Origin of the sequence: Citrobacter sp. wls613 (assembly GCF_005281195.1) — a bacterium.
Lineage (GTDB): Bacteria > Pseudomonadota > Gammaproteobacteria > Enterobacterales > Enterobacteriaceae > Citrobacter > Citrobacter gillenii.
In genome coordinates, this window is sequence record NZ_SZXN01000080.1 from 1 (window position 1) to 23496 (window position 23496).

A 23496-nucleotide genomic window follows, 5' to 3' on the forward strand; every position below is an offset into this window, starting at 1 on the left:
CATACACTAAATCAGTAAGTTGGCAGCATTACCGGAAATATAAGGGAAATAAACTACGCGCATACGAAGGGAATATTCTGATTTTTAACCCTAAGCATTTTCGTTAAGTTAACATTAAGGATGGCTTTGCTACAATTAATGCAGAATCCCAGAATGGTAATTACGTTGTGATTGTCGCGAAGCGCTATTTCCTGTTTATTTCATTTGTTTTTATTCAGTTGGCTGTTATTCCACAGGCCACAGCTGAAGATAAAGGTTGGTTTGATACCTTCACAGATAATGTCAGTGAAACCTGGCAGCAGCCGGAGCATTATGACCTGTACGTGCCCGCCATTACCTGGCATGCGCGATTTGCCTACGATAAAGATAAAACAGATCGTTACAATGAACGCCCCTGGGGAGCAGGATTTGGTCAGTCCCGTTGGGATGATAAAGGCAACTGGCACGGGCTGTATATTATGGCCTTTAAGGATTCCTACAATAAGTGGGAACCCATCGGAGGATATGGCTGGGAAAAAACCTGGCGCCCGCTGGCCGATGATAACTTCCATACTGGTCTGGGCTTTACCGCCGGTTTCACCGCGCGTGATAACTGGAACTACATTCCTGTGCCGGTGATACTGCCACTGGCATCGATAGGTTATGGTCCAGCAACATTTCAGATGACCTACATACCTGGTACGTATAATAACGGGAATGTCTATTTTGCCTGGATGCGTTTCCAGTTTTGATGAACGATGTGTATTGTTATGTAGCTAAGTCTAAACCATTAAAAAACAATTAGTTACGAACGTTACTGCAAAAATAACGCGACATTTATCACTTTTTGGCAAAGTTCGACTGGACAAAGTCCACCACAATTGTTGTACTGATACCCGACACAGCATTTGTGTCTATTTTTCATGTAAAGGTAATTTTGATGTCTAAGATTAAAGGTAACGTTAAGTGGTTTAATGAGTCCAAAGGATTCGGTTTCATTACTCCGGAAGATGGCAGCAAAGATGTGTTCGTACACTTCTCTGCAATCCAGACCAATGGTTTTAAAACTCTGGCTGAAGGTCAGCGTGTAGAGTTCGAAATCACTAACGGTGCCAAAGGCCCTTCTGCTGCAAACGTAACCGCTCTGTAAGCATACGACAGCAAGAATTCAAAACCCGCTTAATTGCGGGTTTTTTTATCTTCAGTGTGCCGAAGAAGCGGAAACCAGCCAGAACGCCAGGGCGGTCATCGCAAAAGACCCCAACAGATTGATCAGTACGTTCACCATTGCCCAGCCAAAACGTCCGTCTTGCAGTAAAAACACTACCTCTGCTGAGAATGTTGAGAAGGTGGTCAGCCCGCCGCAAAAGCCTGTCGTAATCAATACCTTCCACATAGGGTCAATGTGGGTCATGCGATTGAACCACGCCAGCCCCATACCAATGATAAACGCCCCAATTAAGTTTGCAGCCAGCGTGCCGAAGGGAATCGCTTGATGAAGGGGGTTAAATCGCATACTCAACAGCCATCTGGCTACGCTACCTGTACCACCGCCAATAAAAACCGCTAAAAGGAGTTGTGACACTGCATAATCCTGCTATTTGATTGTATATAGTGTGAGTGTAACGCTGAATAATCATTATTGGCGAGCCTAACCGTTTTTTCAGGAGGGAGTATGTTCGTTGCTGCAGGGCAATTCGCCGTGGGTCCCTCATGGGAGAAAAATGCCGAAACGTGCGTATCATTGATGTCCCAGGCCGCGGGCGAGGGCGTCTCATTGTTGGTCTTACCTGAAGCGTTGCTGGCCCGTGACGATCTTGACCCTGACCTGTCAGTGAAATCTGCTCAATGGCTGGAAGGGGGATTTCTGACGCGATTACTGCGAGAAAGCGTGCAGAATGAGATGACAACGATCCTGACGATTCATGTTCCCTCGCTGCCGGGACGGGCTTTTAACATGCTGGTGGCGCTACGAAGAGGTCAGGTTGTGGCTCATTACGCCAAATTACATCTCTATGATGCTTTTTCGATTCAGGAGTCGCGTAATGTTGATGCAGGCGATGTCGTACCGCCGCTGTTGGACGTGGAAGGTCTTAAAGTCGGTTTGATGACCTGTTACGATTTACGCTTCCCTGAGCTGGCATTAGCACATGCTTTGCAGGGGGCAGATATTCTGGTACTCCCTGCGGCCTGGGTACGCGGTGCGCTAAAAGAACATCACTGGGCTACGCTGCTGGCGGCCAGAGCGTTGGATGCGACCTGCTATCTGATTGCTGCCGGTGAGTGTGGCAATAAGAATATTGGTCAAAGCCGGATAATCGATCCGTTTGGCGTGACGATTGCCGCTGCCGCAGAAACACCCGCGCTGATTGTTACTGAGGTTTCTGCCGAGCGAGTGCGACAGGTCAGGGCGCAACTTCCGGTGTTACGCAACCGACGCTTTGCGCCACCGCAATTATTATGACGTTTTTTTAAACAAGACTTGATTCACCTTGTTACAGATTGCTATTGTGTGCCCGCGTCGAAAGGCCGTTAAAATTCTCAGGTTAATATGGCGCTTTATGCAGCCTGGTTTAAGTGAAGAAGGTATCTATGGGTGAGATTAGTATTACCAAACTGCTGGTGGTTGCCGCACTGGTCGTTCTGCTGTTTGGTACCAAGAAGTTACGTACTCTGGGTGGAGACCTGGGAACGGCAATTAAAGGCTTCAAGAAAGCGATGAACGATGAAAATGCCGATGCGAAGAAAGATGCAGATGGTAGCGTTCAGGCTGAGAAGCTTTCTCATAAAGAGTGATGTCAGGAGCATGATGCTCGTACTGCAAACTCTGCATGAAAAAAACCGGCAATTTGCCGGTTTTTTTATTGCTGAAATGTAAGTGAGTATTACGCGATCACTTCACTTCCAGCCCTTTTGCCTGCATGTCTGCATGATATGAAGAACGTACAAATGGACCGCAAGCTGCATGGGTAAAGCCCATCGCCATGGCTTCCGCTTTCATTTCATCGAACTCATCCGGGCTAACATAGCGCTGAACCGGCAGATGGTGACGGCTTGGCTGTAAATACTGCCCCAGCGTTAGCATGGTAACGCCATGACGACGCAGGTCACGCATGACCTCAATGATTTCCGCGTTGGTTTCACCCAGACCCACCATCAGACCTGATTTGGTTGGGATCTCCGGATGGGCTTCTTTGAAACGCTCCAGAAGCTTCAGTGACCAGTTGTAATCTGCACCCGGACGTACATTGCGGTAAATACGCGGTACGTTTTCAAGGTTGTGGTTAAACACGTCTGGCGGCGTTGCGGTGAGGATATCCAGCGCGCGGTCCATTCGACCACGGAAGTCAGGTACCAGCGTTTCGATTTTAATCGACGGGCTTTTCTCACGGATAGCTGTGATGCAGTCCGCAAAGTGTTGAGCACCGCCATCGCGCAGATCGTCGCGATCGACGGAGGTGATGACGACATAGCGCAGCGCCATGTCCGCAATAGTTTGAGCCAGTTTTAACGGTTCGTTGGCATCCGGGGCAACCGGACGGCCGTGGGCAACGTCACAGAATGGGCAGCGGCGGGTACAAATCGCGCCGAGGATCATAAAGGTTGCGGTGCCGTGATTGAAACATTCAGCCAGGTTAGGGCAGGACGCTTCTTCGCAGACAGAGTGCAGGCCATTTTTGCGCATTGCCGCTTTGATGCCCTGGATGCGAGTGGAGTCCGCTGGCAGTTTTATTTTCATCCATTCCGGTTTACGCAGCAGGGCTTCACGCTCTGTTGCCACATTTTTTACCGGGATAAGAGCCATCTTATCGGCATCGCGGTATTTAACACCGCGTTCCATCACAATGGGTTTACTCATAGCTTGCGTGTTCCAGTTGCGAATAACGAAGGAAAGCGTTTCAATTCAAGGGAATGTTGTATTTATCAACTATTTTTGAATTAGTGATACGCAGTATATCATTGAAACGGGCCAGAAAGCAGCCTGACAGGCTGGCAAAATGTAAAATAGTTGTTGTTTTGTGCCATTTGCCACAACATATGCTGCGGCAATGTCTGCCCCGTTTTTATTCTGCGACGTACTCGTGTGGTGGGTTACCGAGTAGCGATAATATGTTTGCCAGCAAACGAGGACGAACGCTTTCGGTGGTGGCATGACTGTCCCACTGTGAAACTTTCGCCATCTCCATTCCGGCGTAGCCGCAAGGGTTGATGCGCAGGAAAGGCGACAAATCCATATCCACGTTAAGCGCTAAGCCATGGAATGAACATCCTCTACGAATCCGTAACCCTAACGAACAGATTTTCTTTTCACCGACGTAAACGCCTGGCGCATCAGCTCGTGGGTGTGCATCGATACCCATTTCTGCAAGCGTGTTTACCACGGTTAGTTCCAGCAACGTGACCAGTTCGCGAACGCCCAGTTTTCGGCGTTTGAGGTTCAACAGGACATACATCACCTGTTGCCCTGGGCCGTGGTACGTTACCTGACCGCCACGATCGCTCTGAATAACGGGGATATCACCCGGCACCAGAACGTGTTCTGCTTTGCCTGCCTGCCCCTGAGTGAAGACCGGATAATGCTCTACCAGCCAGATTTCATCATGACTGTTTTCATCGCGGGTATCGGTGAATTCGTGCATGGCCTGAGAGACGGGCTCGTAAGGCTGAAGACCGAGCTGGCGGACAAGAATTTTATCCTGATACAAAACGGTATCTCCGTAGATACTCACATCGAGTAGAGAATATAAAGAGGGGAAAGTATATCACAGGGGAAGGAGAGAGAGGTTACCCGAGCAGAATGCAACGGGTAACCGACAGGCTGTTACAGCACCATACGTACGATGTCGATGTTGCCTAATTCTTCGTACAGGGTTTCAACCTGCTCAATGTGCGTAGCAGTGATGGTGATAGAGACCGAGTGGTAGTTGCCTTTGCTGCTCGGTTTTACTGTTGGAGAGTAATCACCAGGCGCATGGCGCTGTACCACTTCAACCACCTGATCAACCAACTCCGGCAACGCCTGCCCCATTACTTTGTAAGTAAATGGAGTAGGGAATTCAAGCAGTTCGTTAAGTTTGGTTTTCATGTCAGCTCCGGCGTTACATCAAAAAATAATAACTCCCACGCTGAGTGGGAGTTATCTGGATACCTAGTATATGGGGACGTAAATCACACTTTCAAGTGCTCAATTTTTAGCCAAACCAGTGATGGAACATTAATTTAATGTAATCAATGATTTTACCAAAGAAGTTGCCTTCAGGGATTTCCTGCAGGACCACCAGCGGGCGCTGTTCAATGGTTTTGCCATCGAGCTGGAAATTGATGGTGCCGACAACCTGGTTTTTCTGCAGCGGCGCGTGCAGTTCAGTGGTGTTCAGCACATAGCTCGCTTTCAGATCTTTCATACGGCCGCGCGGAATGGTCAGGTAGACATCTTTATCAACACCTAACGAGGCACGATCGGTATTACCAAACCAGGCCGGTTCAGAGGCAAATTCTTTGCCGACCTTCAGTGGGTTCACGGTTTCAAAGAAACGGAAGCCCCAGGTCAGCAGCTTTTTGCTTTCGGTTTCACGACCTTTATAGGTACGACCGCCCATGACGGCAGAGATCAGACGCATCTGACCTTCGGTTGCGGATGCCACCAGGTTATAGCCCGCTTTATCGGTGTGACCGGTTTTAATCCCGTCAACATTCAGGCTGTTATCCCACAGCAGGCCGTTACGGTTTAACTGACGAATGCCGTTGAAAGTGAACTCTTTTTCTCGGTAGATAGAGTATTCGTTAGGCACGTCGCGAATCAGCGCCTGACCAATCAACGCCATGTCACGTGCTGAGCTGTACTGACCTTCAGCATCCAGACCGTGGACGGTCTGGAAGTGGGTGTTTTTCAGTCCCAGCGCATTGACATAGCTGTTCATCAGGCCGACGAAAGCATCCTGGCTACCGGCAGCAAAGTCAGCCATTGCCACGCAAGCGTCGTTGCCGGATTGCAGGTTAATACCACGGATCAATTGTGAAACGGGAACCTGCATTCCCGGTTTCAGGAACATCAGCGATGAACCTTTAAACACCGGGTTACCGGTAGCCCACGCGTCATTGCCCACGGTGACCAGATCGGTTTCTTTAAATTTCCCGGCTTTCATGGCCTGACCGATGACATAGCTGGTCATCATTTTGGTCAGGCTAGCGGGGTCGCGGCGAGTGTCCGCATTCTGTTCGGCCAGAACCTTGCCTGAATTGTAATCAATCAGGATATAGGACTCCGCGTCGATCTGCGGAACGCCCGGGATCATGGTTTTAATATTCAGGTCATCGGCATGGGCAGCAGAGAGAGAGGCTGCGCAGAGAGCCGCGGTGAGCGCGATGCGCTGCACGAAACGAGCGGAAAAAGTGGTCTTCATGGTCTGAACTACGACGTCCGTGATGAAAGTAAAAAAAGTGCCCTACTATAGCAAATGCGTAACTTACAGGCATCCGACTTTCCACATGACTTTGTTAATGTCATTGACAGAAATTGACAGAACGGGTGCCTGCTTTACGTTACTACACGCCGGTGATGAAGGACTGTAATTGCGCTTCGGATTGCAGGCGCTGCTGCAATGTACTGGCTTCCGCTTTGCTGGTGAACGGCCCCATCTGGATACGCCATACGGCACCGTTTTGTACCACGCGGCCCGGCACGCCAAACTGCTGGCTCAGTCGTTTTTGGTACTGCTGCGCACGGGCCTGCTCGCTGACGGCACCCACCTGAACGACATAACGGCCATTGGTTGCAGCAACGGGGGTAGCAGCGGCCGGAGCAGATACCGGTGCTGACACTGTTGCAGGCGCTGTTGTTACGGGCTGTGGAGCCGGTGTGGGTTCGCTGCCTTCGAGCACGCCTGCGGCGAGCGTAGTTGGCGCACCAAGGAAACCATTGCTGTTAACTGGCGCACCGGTAGCGTCATCGCTTTTCAGCGTTGAATTACTGATAGGACGAATATCGCCTTGCGGCTGGCTTGCGTCCGGTGCAGAAGGCATAGTGTTACCCCCGCTTAAATCAGGACGAGACGGCAGGGCGTAAGTCTGTTTTGCGACCGTCGTACACGCCATACCGGGGCCTGACAACGAACCGTCTTGCGCGACGATTATCGGATCAATACGCACTTTCGTATTGTTCGAGGTGTTCAGACGATCGGCCGCAGCGCGTGAAAGTGAAATCACGCGATCGTTGCCATAAGGACCACGATCGTTAATCCGTACGACGATCATCCTGCCGTTTGCCAGGTTGGTAATTCGGGCGTAGCTGGGAACCGGTAATGTCGGATGTGCAGCGGTGAGCTGCATGGGATCAAATGCCTCACCGGATGCGGTTAAATTGCTGCCGGGTTCCGCATCATAGATTGCGGCCAGTCCGGCCTGGCTAAAGCGAGAGGGATCCTGAACAATTTTGTAGCTTTTACCATCACGCTGGTAATCCTGATTAGCCGTTGGGTTCAGGGGTTCAAAACGCGGATCGGCTCCGCTGATTTCAACAATCGGACCATTACACACCGCTGGTTGCGGCGCGACAGCACCCTGTTGCTGACCATCATCATTCGAACACGCCGCGAGCATTCCTGCTGCGATGCAGATTCCAAGCCACTGCTTACGCATTGCGTACCCCTTACACGCTTTTCGACAACATTTTTCTATGGGTGTGGATCGACATCACAATCCCGAACCCGGCCATCAGCACAATCAGTGCAGAGCCTCCGTAACTGACCAGCGGGAGTGGAACCCCTACTACGGGCAGAATACCGCTCACCATACCAATATTTACGAAGACATAAACGAATAATATCAACATTAAACCACCGGCCATGACGCGACCAAAAGTGGTTTGCGCTCGGGCGGCAATCCATAGCCCACGCATAATCAGCAAAATGTACAGCGCCAGCAGAATTAAGATCCCTACTAGCCCAAGCTCTTCGGCTAACACCGCAAAGATAAAGTCGGTGTGGCGTTCGGGTAAAAATTCAAGCTGTGACTGCGTACCGTGCAGCCAGCCTTTGCCGCTCAGACCGCCGGAACCAATAGCAATTTTAGACTGAATAATGTGATATCCCGCGCCCAGTGGGTCGGTTTCAGGGTCGAGAAGCATCATCACGCGCTGACGCTGGTAATCATGCATCAAGAAGAACCACAGTATCGGGATAAATGCGGCGACCAGAACCACGGCCACGCCGATTAAGCGCCAGCTTAAGCCCGACAGGAACAGCACAAACAGGCCGGAAAGGGCAACAAGGATAGAGGTCCCGAGGTCAGGTTGCGCGGCAACCAGCAGCGTAGGCATGAAAATCAACACCAGCGCGATAGCGGTATTCTTCAGCGACGGCGGACAAACATCACGGTTGATAAAGCGTGCTACCATCAGCGGGACTGCAATTTTAGCAATTTCAGACGGCTGAAAACGCACAATGCCGAGGTCCAGCCAGCGCTGTGCGCCTTTAGAAATGGCCCCAAAGGCATCTACCGCTACCAGCAGAATAATACAGACAATATAGAGATAGGGAGCCCAGCCTTCGTAGACCCTGGGAGGGATCTGCGCCATCACCACCATGATGACCAGACCCATGGCTATTTGGCCGACCTTACGCTCCATCATGCCAATATCCTGGCCGCTGGCGCTCCAGATAACCAGCGAGCTGTAAACCAGCAGTGCCAGCAAAATAAGCAACATCGTGGGATCGATGTGAATTTTATCCCAGAACGTTTTTTTGTTCGGATTATCCGTCACGATTATTGGTCCTCAGCTGCGGCAGCCACCGGGTTTTCCGCAGGCAGATTGGTGTTGTTGTCGCCCAACATAATATGGTCAAGGATCTGGCGCATGATGGTACCTACAGGCGCACCGGCCCCGCCGTTTTCGAGGATAATCGCGACAGAGACCTCGGGTTTATCGTAGGGCGCAAATGCGATCATCAGCTTATGGTCGCGTAAACGTTCGGCAATTTTATGCGCATTATAGGTTTCATTGGCTTTCAGACCGAAGACCTGAGCGGTACCGGATTTTGCCGCAATTTTATACGGTGCACCGGCAAAATATTTATGCGCGGTACCGTTAGGACGGTTTGCAACACCGTACATACCGTCTTTGGCAATTTCCCAGTAACCGGAATGAATATCACCCACCGGCGGCTCATGCGGCTGAACCCATGGCACCTGCTTGCCGTTTTCCGTGGTGCTCATCAGCAGATGCGGGACTTTTACCACGCCGTCGTTGATAAGAATCATCAGCGATTTGCTCATCTGAATAGGGGTTGCTGTCCAGTACCCCTGACCGATGCCCACCGGAATAGTATCACCCTGGTACCATGGCTTTTTAAACCGTTTTTGCTTCCATTCACGCGTTGGCATATTACCGGCTCGCTCTTCGGCCAGATCGATCCCCGTATAATGGCCATAGCCGAATTTACTCATCCACTCTGAAAGACGGTCTATCCCCATATCATAGGCGATTTGGTAGAAAAACGTATCCGCAGATTCCTCCAGTGAGCGGGTTATGTTCAGATGACCATGCCCCCACTTTTTCCAGTCGCGATAACGTTTTTCAGAACCGGGCAACTGCCACCAGCCTGGATCGAACAGCCCGGTATTACGGGTAATCACGCCCGCGCTTAGTGCGGATACCGCCACGTAAGGCTTAACGGTTGAGGCAGGGGGGTAAACACCTTGCGTCGCGCGGTTAACCAGTGGGGTATTGGGGTCATTGAGCAACCCTGCATAATCTTTGCTGGAGATACCGTCCACAAACAGGTTGGGATCGTAGCTGGGCATAGAAACCAGCGCCAGCACGCCGCCGGTACGCGGGTCAGTGACCACCACGGCGGCACGACTGCCGGCCAGCAGGGTTTCAATATACTGCTGGAGCTTTAAATCCAGCGTTAAATAGATATCGTGCCCGGCCTGAGGCGCCACTTCTTTCAATTGGCGAATCACGCGACCACGGTTGTTGACTTCAACTTCTTCGTAACCGGTCTGACCATGCAGAACGTCTTCGTAATAACGTTCAATACCCAGCTTGCCGATATCGTGGGTAGCGGCGTAGTTGGCGAGCTTGCCGTCTTTGTCCAGGCGTTCAACGTCTTTATCGTTAATTTTTGAGACGTAACCAATGACGTGAGTTAGCGCAGAGCCGTAGGGATAGTAACGGCGCTTATAGCCTTTGACTTCCACACCGGGAAAACGATATTGATTGACGGCAAAGCGTGCTACCTGCACTTCCGTTAGATTGGTTTTCACCGGAATGGACGTAAAGCGGTGGGAACGTGCTCGTTCTTTTTTAAAGGCGGCAATATCGTCGTCATTGAGATCAACCACTTCCCGCAGCGCATCCAGCGTTTGCTGAACGTTATCGACCTTCTCAGGCATCATTTCTATCTGGTAAATGGTGCGGTTGAGGGCCAGGGGGATGCCGTTACGGTCATAAATGATGCCGCGACTGGGGGCGATCGGCACCAGTTTGATGCGGTTTTCGTTTGAACGGGTCTGATAATCGGTGAAACGAACGATTTGCAGGTTATACAGGTTGGCGATCAGCACGCCAGTGAGCAGCAAAATCCCCAAAAAAGCAACCAGCGCCCGACGCACAAACAGCGCGGACTCAGCCGTATAGTCGCGAAAAGAATTCTGTAGTTTCATCCGCTGCTTAATCTACTCAAGACTCAATGATCACTCACGGTGATAAGGGTGGTTGGTGGTAATGCTCCACGCTCTGTACAGACTCTCTGCCACCAGAACCCGAACAAGAGGATGGGGAAGGGTTAATGCAGAGAGTGACCAGCTTTGCTCCGCGGCAGCCTTACAGGCTGGAGACAATCCTTCCGGTCCGCCAATCAGCAGACTGACGTCACGACCATCCAGTTTCCAGCGTTCCAGCTCGGTTGCCAGTTGTGGCGTGTCCCAGGGTTTTCCTGGGATATCAAGGGTGACGATGCGATTTTTGCCAGCGGCAGCCAGCATCTGTTCACCCTCTTTATCGAGTATGCGTTTAATATCCGCGTTCTTGCCGCGTTTTCCTGCCGGGATCTCGATAAGCTCAAAAGGCATGTCTTTTGGAAACCGACGGAGATACTCCGTAAAACCGGTTTGCACCCAGTCAGGCATTTTCGTACCCACAGCGACAAGTTGCAGCTTCACGCATTAACTCCAGAGTTTTTCCAGTTCATACAGGCGACGGCTTTCTTCCTGTAAAACGTGGACAATCACCTCGCCGAGATCAACGACGATCCAGTCGGCCACGTTCTCACCTTCAACGCCAAGCGGCAGCAGGCCAGCGGCGCGAGATTCCTGAACAACGTGGTCAGCGATAGACATGACATGGCGGCTGGATGTGCCGGTGCAGATAATCATGCAGTCAGTGATGCTGGATTTGCCCTGAACGTCTAAGGCGATGATGTCTTGACCTTTAAGGTCATCAATTTTGTCGATTACAAAATCCTGAAGTGCTTTACCCTGCAAGTGTTCCCCCTGGGTGAAAAGAGTTAAAAAGGCTTGTTAGTATACCTGAACCAGAGGCGATATCGGGACAAATGTCTCCGAAAGCGCTTTTGAGGTGCGCTATCATCCCACCCCACGCAACAGAATGCATCGCCATTTTTGTAAAACAATTTCTGCAAAGCTCTGAAAGGCGGGAAAAGTCAGGCTGCGGAGAATAGCAGCCTGTCATGGGGTGTCAATGGGCGCGAGCCCCTTCGACAGAAAAAACCGTGTATTCACTCCCCCTCGCGCCAGATGGCTCGGCTGTTTAACACTTTCAGCACCGCAAAATCGTCGCAGAAATCAATTGCGCTCCAGCACCCCTGTTCAACGCGGAAATGCCACATTGATGCCGCGGGCATTGACATGAGCCGGGCGATCAGCACGCTGAGTACGCCCTGATGGCTGACCACCAGAAGGTTCTGCGAATTTTTATAATCAGCAAGTTGGGCAATGAAGCGCTCAACTCGCTGTGAAAATGCCTGAAAACCTTCGCCGTTGGTGGGGGTCGCATTCTGCCAGTCGTTACACCACAGCGCATAGTTTTCTGCGTCCTCACGCGCCAGATCGCGATGGTGGCGCATTTCCCAGTCGCCAAAGAACATTTCATTAAGCTCGGGCATGATCCGCAGTGGAACGTCGCGCCCTGCTAAGAGCAACTGCGTGGTATGGCGCGCGCGTTCAAGCTCGCTGCAGAGGACGTGGTCGAAAGGAACGTTGTGTAATAGTGCGGCCAGTGTTTCAGCTTGGGTTATTCCCCGCTGAGTGAGCGATGTAGGGGCATGACCGCTGTATAACCCGGCAACGTTGGCGTCGGTTTCTCCATGACGTACTAACCAGAGTCTCATTTTTCCCTCGTGAGGCTATTCGCACAAAACATGATATTTGCCCTGATTGCGCAGTGACTTTTCAATAAAATACCCTTTTAAAACTGGAGCGGCACGATGTCTTTATTAAAGAGCGCGCATGGCGGTAACACCCGGGAAGCCGCCGCATTATTGGGCATCTCGCCTGGGCAATTGCTGGATTTTAGCGCGAATATTAACCCGCTGGGTATGCCGGCAAGCTTAAAACGCGCACTAATCGACAATTTGGACCGTGCTGAGCGCTATCCGGATGTGGATTACGCCCATTTGCATGCCACGCTGGCGGAGCACCATCATGTTCCTGCGTCGTGGATCCTCGCCGGTAACGGGGAGACGGAGTCGATCTTTACGTTGGTTGATGGTCTTAAGCCGCGTCATGCGATGATCGTCATTCCCGGATTTGCGGAATATCGCCGGGCACTGCAATGGGGCGAATGCGCAATACACGAGTTTGCGCTGCGCGAAGAGGACGGTTGGCAGTTGACCGGAGAGATTCTCGATGCACTTACCTCGGAGCTGGATTGCCTGTTCCTGTGTACACCTAACAATCCCACCGGGCTGTTGCCCGAACATCACCTGTTGCAGGAGATAGCACGGCGTTGTAAACAGCTCGGGATCGCATTGATCCTCGATGAAGCGTTTATCGATTTTATCGCCGGGGAACAGGGGTTTATTCCGCTGTTGCAAGAGAATCCGCACATCTGGGTTTTGCGCTCACTCACCAAATTTTATGCGATACCCGGCCTGCGCCTGGGATATCTGGTTAACAGCAACGAGCAGGCGGTAGCACACCTGCGCAGCCGGCAAATGCCCTGGTCAATCAATGCCTTTGCCGCACTGGCGGGCGAAATGATTCTCCACGATAGTGTCTATCAGCAGGCGACATGGGAATGGCTGGCGCATGAGGGGAGCCGATTCGATCAACAACTGCAAAATCTGCCTGGCCTGACGGTGTATCCCGGACGGGCAAATTATCGCTTGTTACGCTGCGATCGACCGGGTTTAGATTTGCAAAAATCATTGCTGGAACAGCATGTGTTGATCCGCAGTTGCGCTAACTATCCGGGGCTGGATGCGCGTTACTACCGGGTGGCTGTCCGTGGCGCTGAAGAGAACAACCGCCTGCTGGCGGCATTACGCTACACGCTTAGCGGTACAACCCTTGCTGATTGATATAGTCCAGCACGGAGTCTGGCATTAAATCGTCACACGGCTCACCGTGTTCCAGTCGTTCGCGGATAAGGGTAGCGGAGATATTGAACCAGGGGGTTTCTGCCAGGTAAATTTTCCCGGCAGGAAGCTGGTGCAGGTCATCTGGCGAATGAGTCAGATGACGTTCGAGCCACTGCTGGTGCTGCGCCTGCGCCATCTCCAGCGGATACCCCGGTCGTCGGCAGACGATGAGATGGGTATTGTCCAGAATGGTGTCGGAATTGTGCCAGGAAGGAAAGGTGAGCAGTGAGTCCTGACCAATAATAAACGCCAGCGGCGCGAGTGGCCCTTGTTCCTCGCGCCACTCCTTGAGAGTTTGGGCGGTGTAAGAGGCCGTATCTCGTTTTAGCTCACGTTCATCCAGGATAAACAAAGGCTTGTCAGCAATTGCCAGCTCAAGCATCTGTTTACGCTGTGCGCTGGAGGCTTCGGGTTGCGCACGATGCGGCGGCACATTATTAGGCATGATAATCACCCGTGATAGGCCAATCAGATTAGCCAGAATTTCCACGGGTTTAAGATGACCATAATGCACCGGATCAAAGGTGCCACCGAACAAAGCCTGTAATGATTTCATATCAACCATCAATAAAAACATCTGCCAGTGATTTATGGCAGAGCAGAAGAGAAAGTCCCTCAAGCTCGGCCCATACTGACTGACCATAATCTTGTTTAAGCGTAATTTCCGTGCGCGTTAACAACTGTACCGCCTGGCGTAATTGCTCAGATGACAGCCGGTTTAGTGCATCACCCATCATGCCGCGGCGGTTTTGCCATACCCGATGCTTATCAAACAAGGCGCGTAATGGTGTGTGGACTGATTGCCTTTTCAGGTTGACCAGTAACAGTAATTCACGCTGTATCGTGCGCAGCAGAATAACCGGCTCACTGCCTTCAAGGCGCAGTTGCTGCAGGATATGTAGCGCGCGTTTACTTTTGCCCATCAACAGCGCATCGACCCAATGGAAGGGGGTAAAGTGCGCCGCATCGTTAACCGCTTGCTCCACACGAGGCAACGTGAGTTTTCCATCAGGCCACAGCAATGATAACCGCTCCAGCGCCTGCGCCAGGGCTAATAGGTTACCTTCATAGCAATAACATAATAGCTGATTGGCGGCTTCGTCCAGTTGCAGGTTGCTTTGTTTCGCTCTGGCGGCAACCCAGCGAGGGAGCTGCGCCTGCTCTGGCGTCTGGCAGCTCACCTGAACAGCATGGCTCGCCAGACTGGTATACCACGCGGCATTTTCCTGTGCTTTGGTCAGCTTGTTGCCGCGAACAATCAGCAGTAGATCGTCATGCAGCAGGGTAACCAGCGTGGCGAGTTGTTCGTTAATGGCGGCATTAGGGCCGTTTTCAGGCAGTTGTAGAAGTAATGTCTGCCGGCTGGCAAATAGGCTCATGGCCTGGCAGAGGGAAAAAATAGCCCCCCAGTCAGTGCTGGTATCGAGGGTGAACGTGTGGTGTTCTTCGAATTCTTGCACAGTGGCGGCCAGACGGACGGCATCCTGGCTTTCCTGCAACAAGAGGGGATCGTTGCCCAGTAATAAGTACGCCGCGCGCAGCCCTTCTTTGAGCTGTGCGCGGAGTTGTTCAGGGTACAACTTGAGCATCAGTTACCCAGCGTGGTGGAAACACGCGCCTGAGAAGACGTTGGCGCGGCTGTTTCATTCTCAGCAGGCTGTACGTCATCACTGGATGACTGAGTATCAGCAATATGTATGCTTGGCAGCTTACGAATCAACTGTTCGGCCGCTTTGTCATACATTTCTTTGATGATCATATCCTGCTCGTTATCCTTCGCCAGTGCAGCCTGTGAGTTATCAAAGAACGAACGATAGACCTTGGCACTAATCGGATAAATGTCGTGACCCGGAATCAGAACGGAAGCTTTGACAGTCATCACCATCTGGTATTCGGCGGTTTGACCGTTTTGGAATACCGATGCCGTGTCTTTCGAGATACTCACGCCGCCCAGACGCAGGGACGGCACATCTTTACGCATAGAACCGCTTTCGAGCAGTTCGATGTCGTTCAGACGTAACTGGTTGCGTACCGCGCGGCTTAACGGGCCGTTCGGATCGCCAGAGTCCAGGATCATAGTTTTCATTGTGGGCGGTACCTGCGTAGTACTACGCAGATGCCAACCACACCCAGCGGTGACCAGCACCACCAGGGATAACAACAGAGTTGTCAGATGTCGCACGCTTCCTCCCGCGCTTAGCCAACGACCAGATTGAGGAGTTTACCCGGTACATAAATCACTTTACGTACGGTAACGCCATCAAGATATTTTGCTACCAGATGCTCCTGGCCAGCACGTTCACGCACTTGCTCTTCGGTGGCGTTGACTGGAACGGTGATTTTTCCACGTACTTTACCGTTCACCTGCACCACAACCAGCGTTGAGTCTTCGACCATTGCGCTGTCGTCAGCAACCGGCCACGGTGCGTTGTCGATATCGCCTTCGCCCTTCAACGCATGCCACAAGGTGAAGCATACGTGCGGGGTGAACGGGTTGAGCATACGCACAACGGCCAGCAACGCTTCCTGCATCAGAGCTCTGTCCTGCTCGTCTTCCTGCGGTGCTTTCGCCAGCTTGTTCATCAGTTCCATAACCGCCGCAATCGCGGTGTTAAAGGTCTGACGACGGCCGATATCATCGGTCACTTTCGCAATAGTTTTGTGAACATCGCGACGTAGCGCTTTCTGATCGTCGCTCAATGCGTCAACGTTCAGGGCCGCAACATCACCTTTGCTGGTGTGTTCGTAAACCAGTTTCCAGACACGTTTCAGGAAGCGGTTAGCTCCTTCAACACCGGATTCCTGCCATTCAAGCGTCATATCAGCCGGAGAGGCGAACATCATGAACAGACGCACGGTGTCTGCGCCGTAACGCTCAACCATCACCTGCGGGTCGATACCGTTGTTTTTTGACTTGGACATCTTGCTCATGCCGGTATAGACCAGTTCATGACCTTCGGCGTCCTGCGCCTTCACGATACGGCCTTTTTCATCGCGCTCAACGATAGCATCAACCGGAGAAACCCAGTTACGCTCGCCGTTGGCACCGACGTAGTAGAAGGCATCCGCCAGCACCATGCCCTGACACAGCAGCTGTTTAGCCGGTTCGTCAGAGTTTACCATGCCCGCGTCACGCATCAGCTTGTGGAAGAAACGGAAATAGAGCAGGTGCATGATGGCGTGTTCGATACCGCCAATGTAGATATCAACCGGCAGCCAGTAGTTGGCAGCCTTAGAGTCCAGCATGCCTTCCTGATACTGCGGGCAGGTGTAGCGCGCATAGTACCAGGATGATTCCATAAAGGTATCAAAGGTGTCGGTTTCACGCAGAGCCGGCATACCGTTAACGGTGGTTTTTGCCCACTCTGGGTCGGCTTTAATCGGGCTGGTGATACCGTCCATCACCACATCTTCCGGCAGAATAACCGGCAGCTGATCTTCTGGGGTTGGCAACACGGTGCCATCTTCCAGCGTGACCATTGGGATTGGAGCGCCCCAGTAACGCTGACGGGAAACGCCCCAGTCACGCAGACGGTAGTTAACTTTACGCTCACCCACACCTTTTTCGACAAGCTTGTCGGCAATGGCGTTGAAAGCCGCTTCGAAATCAAGACCGTTAAACTCACCAGAGTTAAACAGCACGCCTTTCTCGGTCAGTGCCTTCTCAGACAGATCCGGTTCTGAACCGTCCGCCGCCAGGATAACTGGCTTGATGCTCAGACCATATTTGGTTGCGAACTCGTAGTCGCGCTGATCGTGACCCGGCACGGCCATCACGGCACCTGTACCGTATTCCATCAGCACGAAGTTTGCAGCCCAAACCGGGATCTCTTCACCGGTCAGCGGATGAATCGCTTTAAAGCCAGTGTCGACGCCTTTCTTCTCCATGGTCGCCATTTCAGCCTCGGCAACCTTGGTGTTGCGGCATTCGTCAACAAACGCCGCCAGTTCCGGGTTATTCGCCGCGGCTTTCTGCGCCAACGGGTGGCCTGCGGCAACGGCCAGATAAGTGGCACCCATAAAGGTGTCCGGGCGGGTGGTGTAAACGGTCAGCGTGTTGTCATAACCGTTGACATCAAAGGTGATCTCCACGCCTTCAGAGCGGCCAATCCAGTTGCGCTGCATCGTTTTTACGGTGTCAGGCCAGTGATCCAGACGGTCCAGGTCGCGCAGCAGTTCGTCAGCGTATGCGGTGATTTTGATGAACCACTGCGGGATCTCTTTCCGCTCAACTTTGGTATCACAACGCCAGCAGCAGCCGTCAATAACCTGTTCGTTCGCCAGTACTGTCTGGTCGTTAGGGCACCAGTTGACCGCAGAGGTTTTCTTGTACACCAGACCTTTTTTGTACAGTTCAGTGAAGAACTTTTGCTCCCAACGGTAATATTCCGGGGTGCAGGTCGCCAACTCACGGCTCCAGTCATAGCCGAAGCCCAGCATTTTGAGCTGGTTCTTCATGTAAGCGATGTTGTCGTACGTCCATGGAGCAGGCGCGGTATTGTTTTTCACCGCCGCGCCTTCAGCTGGCAGGCCGAAGGCATCCCAGCCAATCGGCTGCAGAACGTTTTTGCCCAGCATACGCTGATAGCGGGCGATCACATCACCGATAGTGTAGTTACGTACGTGGCCCATGTGTAGTCGACCAGAAGGATAGGGAAGCATAGACAGGCAGTAATACTTCTCTTTGCTCTCGTCTTCGGTAACTTCAAATGTGCGCTTCTCATCCCAGTGAAGCTGTACTTTGGATTCTATCTCTTCCGGGCGGTATTGCTCTTGCATGGCAGCCAGTGGTCCTGTTTTCAATACAGCTACAAACGTAGCTTTAGATGTGGTGTTTCAGATCCGCATAGCATAGCCCAAACGTCCGCGTCAAAACAGCCTTTCGCGCATTCAGCATTGAATTCCCGCAAGGATAAATATTGCACGAATTTACATACTCTGTGGACAGTCTTGCAAAGCGTAGTGTAAATAACGTCTATTATTATAGACAGTTAACGACCCAGGAGGCGAAGCGATGAACAAGGTTGCTCAATATTACCGTGAACTGGTGACGTCACTTAGCGAACGTCTGCGCAATGGTGAACGCGATATCGATGCGCTGGTGGACCAGGCACGTCAGCGAGTTATGCAGACCGGGGAGTTAACGCGAACCGAGGTAGAAGAACTCACCAGGGCCGTCAGACGCGACCTTGAAGAGTTCGCGATCAGTTATGAAGAGAGTCTTGATGAGGAGACTGACAGCGTTTTTATGCGGGTCATCAAAGAGAGTATCTGGCAAGAACTGGCGGATATTACCGATAAAACCCAGCTTGAATGGCGCGAAGTATTCCAGGACCTGAGTCATCACGGGGTTTATCACAGTGGTGAGGTGGTCGGGTTGGGGAATCTGGTCTGTGAGAAATGCCACTTCCATTTAGCCGTTTACACGCCAGACGTGCTGCCGCTATGCCCGAAATGTGGTCACGATCAGTTCCAGCGTAGACCATTTGAGCCGTGATTTTTTGTGCCGGATGCGACGCGACGCGTCTTATCCGGCCTACGCACTTAATGATAAATGTCAGGCGTAAAACCTGAGCCGTTCGGCCAGCAGATCGACAAAACCTTGCCGGTCAACGTCAACCATAACCGTGGCGTTGGGTTTATTTCCGCTCAGGAAATAGTAATCCACTACGGTCATGCCTTGCGTGTATTTTCCCTGCGTCTCTACGCCGACCCAGCGTTCAACGGTGGTAAACAGTTCGGGCTTCAGTAACCAGGCAATGGTGCATGGATCATGTAGCGGTGCGCCTTTGAATCCCCATTTCTCGTCTTTGTGATATTCGAAGAAGAAATCCAGTAACTCAGCGACAATGCTCGCTACAGGATTGCCAATCGCGCGCAATCGCTCGGTGTCTTCACGATGAATTTGTGCTTTATGTGTGACGTCCAGCCCGGCCATCACTACCGGAATACCTGATTGAAACACCATCTCTGCCGCTTCGGGATCAACATAAATATTGAACTCAGCAGCCGGTGTCCAATTTCCGAGTCCCATCGCGCCGCCCATAATCACAATACGGGCGATTTTCTTATGCAACTCGGGGTGGCTGTTCAGCAGCAGTGCTACGTTAGTTTGGGGGCCAGTTGATACAATCGTGACCGGTTCCGGACTTTCGCGCAGGGTTTTCGCCATTAACTCCACGGCTGTACAACTTTGCTGGGCAAATGCCGGCTCCGGCAGTACGGGGCCGTCCAGGCCACTTTCTCCGTGAACGTTATCGGCAATTATCAACTCGCGCATCAGGGGCTTCAACGCGCCTCCGGCAACGGGAATATCCGAGCGGTTGAGCAGCGTTAACATACGCAACACATTACGCAGGGTTTTATCAGGCGTCTGGTTGCCCGCTGAGGATGTTATGGCTTTAACATCAAGTTCCGGTGAGGCGAGGGCGAGAACGATTGCGATAGCGTCGTCATGACCTGGATCGCAATCAAACAGGATCGGAAGTGCCATTGTGACTCCTTGTGGGTGGGACTTCGTGACAAGGTTAACGCCGGGCTGTATGTGATTCGAGATGCGAAGAAAGAAAGCGTGATTTGGCGCGCACTTTGATGTGCGCGCCGGAAAGATTAATGCAATATTTTGGCGAGGAAGTCTTTGGCGCGATCTGATTTTGGATTGGCAAAGAACTCTTCTTTCGGCGAGTCTTCCACAATCTTACCCTCATCCATAAAGATTACCCGGTTCGCCACTTTCCGAGCGAAGCCCATTTCGTGGGTGACCACCATCATGGTCATCCCTTCATGAGCCAGCTCGACCATGACGTCCAGCACCTCGTTGATCATTTCTGGATCGAGCGCTGAGGTGGGTTCATCAAACAACATGGCGATAGGATCCATACACAGCGCCCGGGCAATGGCCACGCGCTGCTGCTGTCCACCAGAAAGCTGGGCCGGAAACTTATCGGCATGGGCCGACAGTCCTACGCGCTCAAGCAGTTTTTGTGCTTTGTCGCGAGCAGGCTTTTTATCGCGTTTAAGTACTTTTACCTGGGCCAGGGTCAAGTTTTCGATGATCGACAAATGTGGGAACAGTTCAAAGTGCTGGAAGACCATGCCCACGCGAGAACGCAGTTTGGCCAGATCGGTTTTTTTGTCATTCACGACGGTACCGTCAACGGTGATCACACCCTGCTGCACTGGCTCCAGGCCGTTTACCGTTTTGATCAGCGTCGATTTACCGGAGCCTGACGGACCGCAAACTACCACCACTTCACCTTTTTTAACTTCCGTGGAGCAGTCGGTCAGAACCTGAAAGTGACCATACCATTTAGAAACATTTTTCAGGGTAATCATTAAACTGTCCTTTTCTTCAAATAGCTGACCAACAACGATGCGCTCAGACTGAATACAAAATAGACGGCGCCAGCAAACAGGATCATCTCGACCTGTGTGCCGTCACGCTCGCCAATGGTGGAGGCGGTACGGAAGAAATCTGCCAGACTTAATACGTAGACCAGCGAGGTGTCCTGGAATAGAACAATGCCCTGGGTCAGCAGCAACGGCACCATCGCGCGAAATGCCTGCGGCAGAATAATGAGCTTCATCGACTGCCAGTGGGTCATCCCTAACGCCAGCGCGGCGCTGGACTGTCCACGAGAAATACTCTGGATCCCGGCACGGATAATCTCTGAGTAGTACGCCGCTTCAAACATCGAAAACGCCACCATCGCTGAGATCAGACGAATATCGGTTTTCGGTGACAGGCCTAATACGTTCTGTAAGAACCCTGGTACAATCAGATAGAACCACAGCAGCACCATGACCAGCGGAATAGAGCGGAATACGTTCACGTAGATCTTCGCAAACCAGGCAATGGGCGCGAAGCTGGACAGACGCATTACCGCAAGGATAGTTCCCCAAACGATGCCAATAATGACCGCCGTAACGGTAATTTTCAGCGTGATCATCAGCCCATCCAGCAGATACGGCAGGGAGGGGACAATGGAACTCCAGTCAAATTCGTACATTATTTGCCTCCCAAATTGCCAGGCAGGCGAGTTTTACGTTCAACCAGATTCATCACCAGCATAATAAAGGCGTTAATCAAGACGTAGGCAAGGGTGATAGCCGTAAACGACTCCCAGGCGTGGGCAGAGTAATCCAGCAGCTTGCCTGCCTGTGCTGCCATATCGACCAGACCGATGGTTGAGGCGATGGCGGAGTTTTTCACCAGGTTCATCATTTCTGATGTCATCGGCGGTACGATCACGCGGTAGGCGTTGGGCAGCAGAACATAGCGATAGGCCTGCGGTAGCGTCAGCCCCATCGCCAGCGCGGCGTTTTTTTGTCCGCGAGGCAAAGACTGAATCGCGGCGCGCACCTGCTCACAAACGCGGGCGGCGGTAAACAGCCCCAGGCAGAGCATTGAGGAGAGGAAAAACTGGATGTTGGGATCCAACTCAGCCTTGAACCACATGCCAATGTTTTCTGGGAGCAGTTCCGGGATCACCAGATACCAGGTAAAAAATTGTACGATCAGCGGAACGTTACGAAACAGTTCAACATACAACGTGCCTATCCCGGAAAGGAAACGGTTGGGAACGGTGCGTAAGATGCCGAATAGGGAACCTATCAGGAAAGCAATAATCCAGGCGGTGATTGAAAGCGCGACGGTGACCTGGAAACCACTCCAGAGCCAGCCGAGATAGGTGGTGTTGCCGAACGGGGCTTCTTGTAAAAAAATCCCCCAGTTCCAGTCTATAGACATAAATCTACTCCAGAAAAAAAAAGGGTAGCAGCGCTACCCTCGAAGATTGTTGAGAAGCTCATTTTTCGCGCTGAGTGGGGAACGGCCACTCAGCGTATAGTCTGTCCATGCTTCCCGACAATCGTGAGGGCCAGGTGAACTCGCCCCATTTATTTTAGTTAGTTGAGTGCTTTATCATTTGGTTCTTTGAACAGGGCCTTCATCTCGCTCGACAGTTCGAAATTCATATTCAGGTTCTTTGGCGGAATAGGGTTTTTAAACCATTTATCAAACCACTTTTCTGCTTCACCTGAAGTTTGTGCCTGTGCAATGGTGTCATCCATCAGCTTTTTGAACGCGACGTCGTCTTTACGCAGCATACAGCCGTACGCTTCCTGAGATTGTGGCTTGCCGACGATCTCCCAGTTGTCCGGTTTCTTCGCCTTCGCGCGTTCACCAGCCAGCAGGGCGTCATCCATCATAAAGGCGACGGCGCGACCGCTTTCGAGGGTACGGAAAGAGTCACCGTGGTCTTTCGCACTGATGATGCGCATATCCATTTTTTGTTCTTCGTTCAGCTTATGCAGCAGCACTTCCGAGGTGGTACCGGAAGTCACAACCACCGCTTTGCCTTTCAAGTCAGCGAAATCTTTGATGTCGCCGCCTTTTTTCGCCAGCAGGCGGGTGCCGACAACGAAAATGGTGTCAGAAAATGCCGCTTGTTTCTGGCGTTCAACGTTGTTGGTGGTTGAACCACATTCAAAGTCGAAGGTGCCGTTTTGCAGCAGCGGAATGCGGTTCTGGGAGGTAATCGGAATCAGCTTCACCTGCAGGTCAGGTTTGTTCAGCTTTTTCTTCACGGCCTCAACAATTGCGTTGGAGTAATCCTGTGAATAACCGACCACTTTCTGCTGATTATCGTAGTAGGAAAACGGGACCGAGGATTCACGGTGTCCGACGACGATGACGCCATTTTTAGCGATCTTGTCCAGGGTGCTGCTTGCCACAGGGGCGGCATCTTCCGCGTGCGCCAGACCGGCAGACATTCCCACGACCAGCATGGCAGTGGCGAGCTTACGTAATTGCATATCCAACTCCTTTATCGTCTGCGTCAGGGACGCATTGATACCCATTGTGATGTTGTTATTGTTTGCTACTTAAAAGTGCAGTCTTGTATGTGTTTGTTAG

General features: G+C 51.8%; 26 protein-coding genes. 6 read left to right on the forward strand and 20 right to left on the reverse strand.

The features are described 5' to 3' along the window. Window positions 1-134: 134 nt before the first annotated feature. Both pagP and cspE read left to right on the forward strand, forming a co-directional pair. Window positions 135-731, forward strand: coding sequence for a lipid IV(A) palmitoyltransferase PagP (pagP, locus tag FDX01_RS18915; RefSeq protein WP_349290587.1), 597 nt, complete (start codon window positions 135-137; stop codon window positions 729-731). A 188-nt stretch (window positions 732-919) separates the two neighbouring features. Next, the gene (gene cspE, locus FDX01_RS18920; RefSeq protein ID WP_000034826.1) at window positions 920-1129 is read left to right on the forward strand and encodes a transcription antiterminator/RNA stability regulator CspE; all 210 of its coding nucleotides are present in this window, start codon (window positions 920-922) and stop codon (window positions 1127-1129) included. 51 nt (window positions 1130-1180) lie between these two features. On the opposite strand, the gene crcB is transcribed toward cspE, so the two are convergent. Continuing rightward, complete coding sequence (gene crcB, locus FDX01_RS18925) at window positions 1181-1564, reverse strand: fluoride efflux transporter CrcB (protein ID WP_096757905.1); 384 nt, start codon at window positions 1562-1564, stop codon at window positions 1181-1183. Window positions 1565-1654: 90 nt separating this feature from the next. Between crcB and FDX01_RS18930 the strand changes: the two genes are divergently transcribed. Both FDX01_RS18930 and tatE read left to right on the forward strand, forming a co-directional pair. Beyond that, window positions 1655-2443 (forward strand): deaminated glutathione amidase, encoded by a 789-nt coding sequence (locus FDX01_RS18930; RefSeq protein WP_117342217.1) that lies wholly within the window; start codon window positions 1655-1657, stop codon window positions 2441-2443. Between the two features lie 128 nt (window positions 2444-2571). Continuing rightward, window positions 2572-2775, forward strand: coding sequence for a twin-arginine translocase subunit TatE (gene tatE, locus FDX01_RS18935; protein ID WP_045441030.1), 204 nt, complete (start codon window positions 2572-2574; stop codon window positions 2773-2775). Between the two features lie 97 nt (window positions 2776-2872). On the opposite strand, the gene lipA is transcribed toward tatE, so the two are convergent. The 10 genes from lipA to FDX01_RS18985 form a co-directional block, all read right to left on the reverse strand. Next, on the reverse strand, window positions 2873-3838 hold the full coding sequence (gene lipA / locus FDX01_RS18940; protein ID WP_049269752.1) for a lipoyl synthase: 966 nt from the start codon (window positions 3836-3838) through the stop codon (window positions 2873-2875). Between the two features lie 205 nt (window positions 3839-4043). Further along, window positions 4044-4685 carry a lipoyl(octanoyl) transferase LipB gene (gene lipB, locus FDX01_RS18945; protein ID WP_137400285.1) on the reverse strand — a complete coding sequence of 214 codons (642 nt, stop codon included), beginning with the start codon at window positions 4683-4685 and terminating at the stop codon, window positions 4044-4046. A 116-nt stretch (window positions 4686-4801) separates the two neighbouring features. Further along, the gene (gene ybeD / locus FDX01_RS18950; RefSeq protein WP_003022706.1) at window positions 4802-5065 is read right to left on the reverse strand and encodes a DUF493 family protein YbeD; all 264 of its coding nucleotides are present in this window, start codon (window positions 5063-5065) and stop codon (window positions 4802-4804) included. A 106-nt stretch (window positions 5066-5171) separates the two neighbouring features. Continuing rightward, the gene (gene dacA, locus FDX01_RS18955; RefSeq protein WP_096757902.1) at window positions 5172-6383 is read right to left on the reverse strand and encodes a D-alanyl-D-alanine carboxypeptidase DacA; all 1212 of its coding nucleotides are present in this window, start codon (window positions 6381-6383) and stop codon (window positions 5172-5174) included. A gap of 142 nt (window positions 6384-6525) precedes the next feature. Next, complete coding sequence (rlpA, locus tag FDX01_RS18960) at window positions 6526-7617, reverse strand: endolytic peptidoglycan transglycosylase RlpA (protein WP_137400286.1); 1092 nt, start codon at window positions 7615-7617, stop codon at window positions 6526-6528. Between the two features lie 10 nt (window positions 7618-7627). Beyond that, window positions 7628-8740 carry a peptidoglycan glycosyltransferase MrdB gene (mrdB, locus tag FDX01_RS18965; RefSeq protein ID WP_096757900.1) on the reverse strand — a complete coding sequence of 371 codons (1113 nt, stop codon included), beginning with the start codon at window positions 8738-8740 and terminating at the stop codon, window positions 7628-7630. Between the two features lie 2 nt (window positions 8741-8742). Next, complete coding sequence (mrdA, locus tag FDX01_RS18970) at window positions 8743-10644, reverse strand: peptidoglycan DD-transpeptidase MrdA (protein WP_135912397.1); 1902 nt, start codon at window positions 10642-10644, stop codon at window positions 8743-8745. A 30-nt stretch (window positions 10645-10674) separates the two neighbouring features. Then, complete coding sequence (gene rlmH / locus FDX01_RS18975; RefSeq protein WP_003022725.1) at window positions 10675-11142, reverse strand: 23S rRNA (pseudouridine(1915)-N(3))-methyltransferase RlmH; 468 nt, start codon at window positions 11140-11142, stop codon at window positions 10675-10677. Window positions 11143-11145: 3 nt separating this feature from the next. Further along, window positions 11146-11463: a ribosome silencing factor gene (gene rsfS, locus FDX01_RS18980; protein WP_096757898.1), complete on the reverse strand. Its 318-nt coding sequence runs from the start codon at window positions 11461-11463 to the stop codon at window positions 11146-11148. A 254-nt stretch (window positions 11464-11717) separates the two neighbouring features. Then, on the reverse strand, window positions 11718-12329 hold the full coding sequence (locus tag FDX01_RS18985; RefSeq protein WP_117342222.1) for an adenosylcobalamin/alpha-ribazole phosphatase: 612 nt from the start codon (window positions 12327-12329) through the stop codon (window positions 11718-11720). A 96-nt stretch (window positions 12330-12425) separates the two neighbouring features. Between FDX01_RS18985 and cobD the strand changes: the two genes are divergently transcribed. Next, the gene (gene cobD / locus FDX01_RS18990) at window positions 12426-13520 is read left to right on the forward strand and encodes a threonine-phosphate decarboxylase CobD (protein WP_137400287.1); all 1095 of its coding nucleotides are present in this window, start codon (window positions 12426-12428) and stop codon (window positions 13518-13520) included. Here the strand turns inward: cobD and nadD are convergent. Genes nadD through leuS form a run of 4 tightly spaced genes read right to left on the reverse strand, consistent with a single transcriptional unit; the run spans window position 13495 to window position 18359 of the window. Continuing rightward, window positions 13495-14136, reverse strand: a complete 642-nt coding sequence (gene nadD, locus FDX01_RS18995) for a nicotinate-nucleotide adenylyltransferase (RefSeq protein ID WP_096759450.1) — start codon at window positions 14134-14136, stop codon at window positions 13495-13497. The genes cobD and nadD overlap by 26 nt on opposite strands. Before the next feature lies 1 nt (window position 14137). After that, window positions 14138-15169, reverse strand: a complete 1032-nt coding sequence (gene holA, locus FDX01_RS19000; RefSeq protein WP_137400288.1) for a DNA polymerase III subunit delta — start codon at window positions 15167-15169, stop codon at window positions 14138-14140. Continuing rightward, complete coding sequence (gene lptE, locus FDX01_RS19005; protein ID WP_117342225.1) at window positions 15169-15762, reverse strand: LPS assembly lipoprotein LptE; 594 nt, start codon at window positions 15760-15762, stop codon at window positions 15169-15171. Before lptE ends, holA begins: the two co-directional genes overlap by 1 nt. 14 nt (window positions 15763-15776) lie before the next feature. Beyond that, window positions 15777-18359, reverse strand: coding sequence for a leucine--tRNA ligase (gene leuS / locus FDX01_RS19010; protein WP_115259098.1), 2583 nt, complete (start codon window positions 18357-18359; stop codon window positions 15777-15779). A 235-nt stretch (window positions 18360-18594) separates the two neighbouring features. Here leuS and FDX01_RS19015 point away from each other — a divergent pair, with 235 nt between their 5' ends. Further along, on the forward strand, window positions 18595-19077 hold the full coding sequence (locus FDX01_RS19015) for a zinc ribbon-containing protein (protein ID WP_115259097.1): 483 nt from the start codon (window positions 18595-18597) through the stop codon (window positions 19075-19077). A gap of 60 nt (window positions 19078-19137) precedes the next feature. On the opposite strand, the gene rihA is transcribed toward FDX01_RS19015, so the two are convergent. From rihA to FDX01_RS19040, 5 genes are all read right to left on the reverse strand, one after another. Beyond that, the gene (gene rihA / locus FDX01_RS19020) at window positions 19138-20073 is read right to left on the reverse strand and encodes a pyrimidine-specific ribonucleoside hydrolase RihA (protein ID WP_137400289.1); all 936 of its coding nucleotides are present in this window, start codon (window positions 20071-20073) and stop codon (window positions 19138-19140) included. Window positions 20074-20189: 116 nt separating this feature from the next. Continuing rightward, entirely contained in the window at window positions 20190-20915 is a 726-nt protein-coding gene (gene gltL / locus FDX01_RS19025) for a glutamate/aspartate ABC transporter ATP-binding protein GltL (protein ID WP_096757890.1), read from the reverse strand. Then, window positions 20915-21589, reverse strand: a complete 675-nt coding sequence (gene gltK / locus FDX01_RS19030) for a glutamate/aspartate ABC transporter permease GltK (RefSeq protein ID WP_096757889.1) — start codon at window positions 21587-21589, stop codon at window positions 20915-20917. The genes gltL and gltK overlap by 1 nt, the downstream gene beginning before the upstream one ends. Further along, the gene (gene gltJ, locus FDX01_RS19035; RefSeq protein ID WP_096757888.1) at window positions 21589-22329 is read right to left on the reverse strand and encodes a glutamate/aspartate ABC transporter permease GltJ; all 741 of its coding nucleotides are present in this window, start codon (window positions 22327-22329) and stop codon (window positions 21589-21591) included. The genes gltK and gltJ overlap by 1 nt, the downstream gene beginning before the upstream one ends. Before the next feature lie 158 nt (window positions 22330-22487). Continuing rightward, window positions 22488-23396 (reverse strand): amino acid ABC transporter substrate-binding protein, encoded by a 909-nt coding sequence (locus tag FDX01_RS19040; protein WP_137400290.1) that lies wholly within the window; start codon window positions 23394-23396, stop codon window positions 22488-22490. Between the last annotated feature and the right edge of the window lie 100 nt (window positions 23397-23496).

Excerpts from the sequence above, each read along its gene's own strand:
- cspE (WP_000034826.1), top strand. The coding sequence starts at position 920 with ATGTCTAAGATTAAAGGTAACGTTAAGTGGTTTAATGAGTCCAAAGGA.
- FDX01_RS18930 (WP_117342217.1), top strand. The coding sequence starts at position 1,655 with ATGTTCGTTGCTGCAGGGCAATTCGCCGTGGGTCCCTCATGGGAGAAA.
- tatE (WP_045441030.1), top strand. The coding sequence starts at position 2,572 with ATGGGTGAGATTAGTATTACCAAACTGCTGGTGGTTGCCGCACTGGTC.
- lipA (WP_049269752.1), bottom strand. The coding sequence starts at position 3,838 with ATGAGTAAACCCATTGTGATGGAACGCGGTGTTAAATACCGCGATGCC.
- ybeD (WP_003022706.1), bottom strand. The coding sequence starts at position 5,065 with ATGAAAACCAAACTTAACGAACTGCTTGAATTCCCTACTCCATTTACT.
- dacA (WP_096757902.1), bottom strand. The coding sequence starts at position 6,383 with ATGAAGACCACTTTTTCCGCTCGTTTCGTGCAGCGCATCGCGCTCACC.
- rlpA (WP_137400286.1), bottom strand. The coding sequence starts at position 7,617 with ATGCGTAAGCAGTGGCTTGGAATCTGCATCGCAGCAGGAATGCTCGCG.
- mrdA (WP_135912397.1), bottom strand. The coding sequence starts at position 10,644 with ATGAAACTACAGAATTCTTTTCGCGACTATACGGCTGAGTCCGCGCTG.
- FDX01_RS18985 (WP_117342222.1), bottom strand. The coding sequence starts at position 12,329 with ATGAGACTCTGGTTAGTACGTCATGGAGAAACCGACGCCAACGTTGCC.
- cobD (WP_137400287.1), top strand. The coding sequence starts at position 12,426 with ATGTCTTTATTAAAGAGCGCGCATGGCGGTAACACCCGGGAAGCCGCC.
- nadD (WP_096759450.1), bottom strand. The coding sequence starts at position 14,136 with ATGAAATCATTACAGGCTTTGTTCGGTGGCACCTTTGATCCGGTGCAT.
- holA (WP_137400288.1), bottom strand. The coding sequence starts at position 15,169 with ATGCTCAAGTTGTACCCTGAACAACTCCGCGCACAGCTCAAAGAAGGG.
- leuS (WP_115259098.1), bottom strand. The coding sequence starts at position 18,359 with ATGCAAGAGCAATACCGCCCGGAAGAGATAGAATCCAAAGTACAGCTT.
- FDX01_RS19015 (WP_115259097.1), top strand. The coding sequence starts at position 18,595 with ATGAACAAGGTTGCTCAATATTACCGTGAACTGGTGACGTCACTTAGC.
- rihA (WP_137400289.1), bottom strand. The coding sequence starts at position 20,073 with ATGGCACTTCCGATCCTGTTTGATTGCGATCCAGGTCATGACGACGCT.
- gltL (WP_096757890.1), bottom strand. The coding sequence starts at position 20,915 with ATGATTACCCTGAAAAATGTTTCTAAATGGTATGGTCACTTTCAGGTT.
- gltK (WP_096757889.1), bottom strand. The coding sequence starts at position 21,589 with ATGTACGAATTTGACTGGAGTTCCATTGTCCCCTCCCTGCCGTATCTG.
- gltJ (WP_096757888.1), bottom strand. The coding sequence starts at position 22,329 with ATGTCTATAGACTGGAACTGGGGGATTTTTTTACAAGAAGCCCCGTTC.
- FDX01_RS19040 (WP_137400290.1), bottom strand. The coding sequence starts at position 23,396 with ATGCAATTACGTAAGCTCGCCACTGCCATGCTGGTCGTGGGAATGTCT.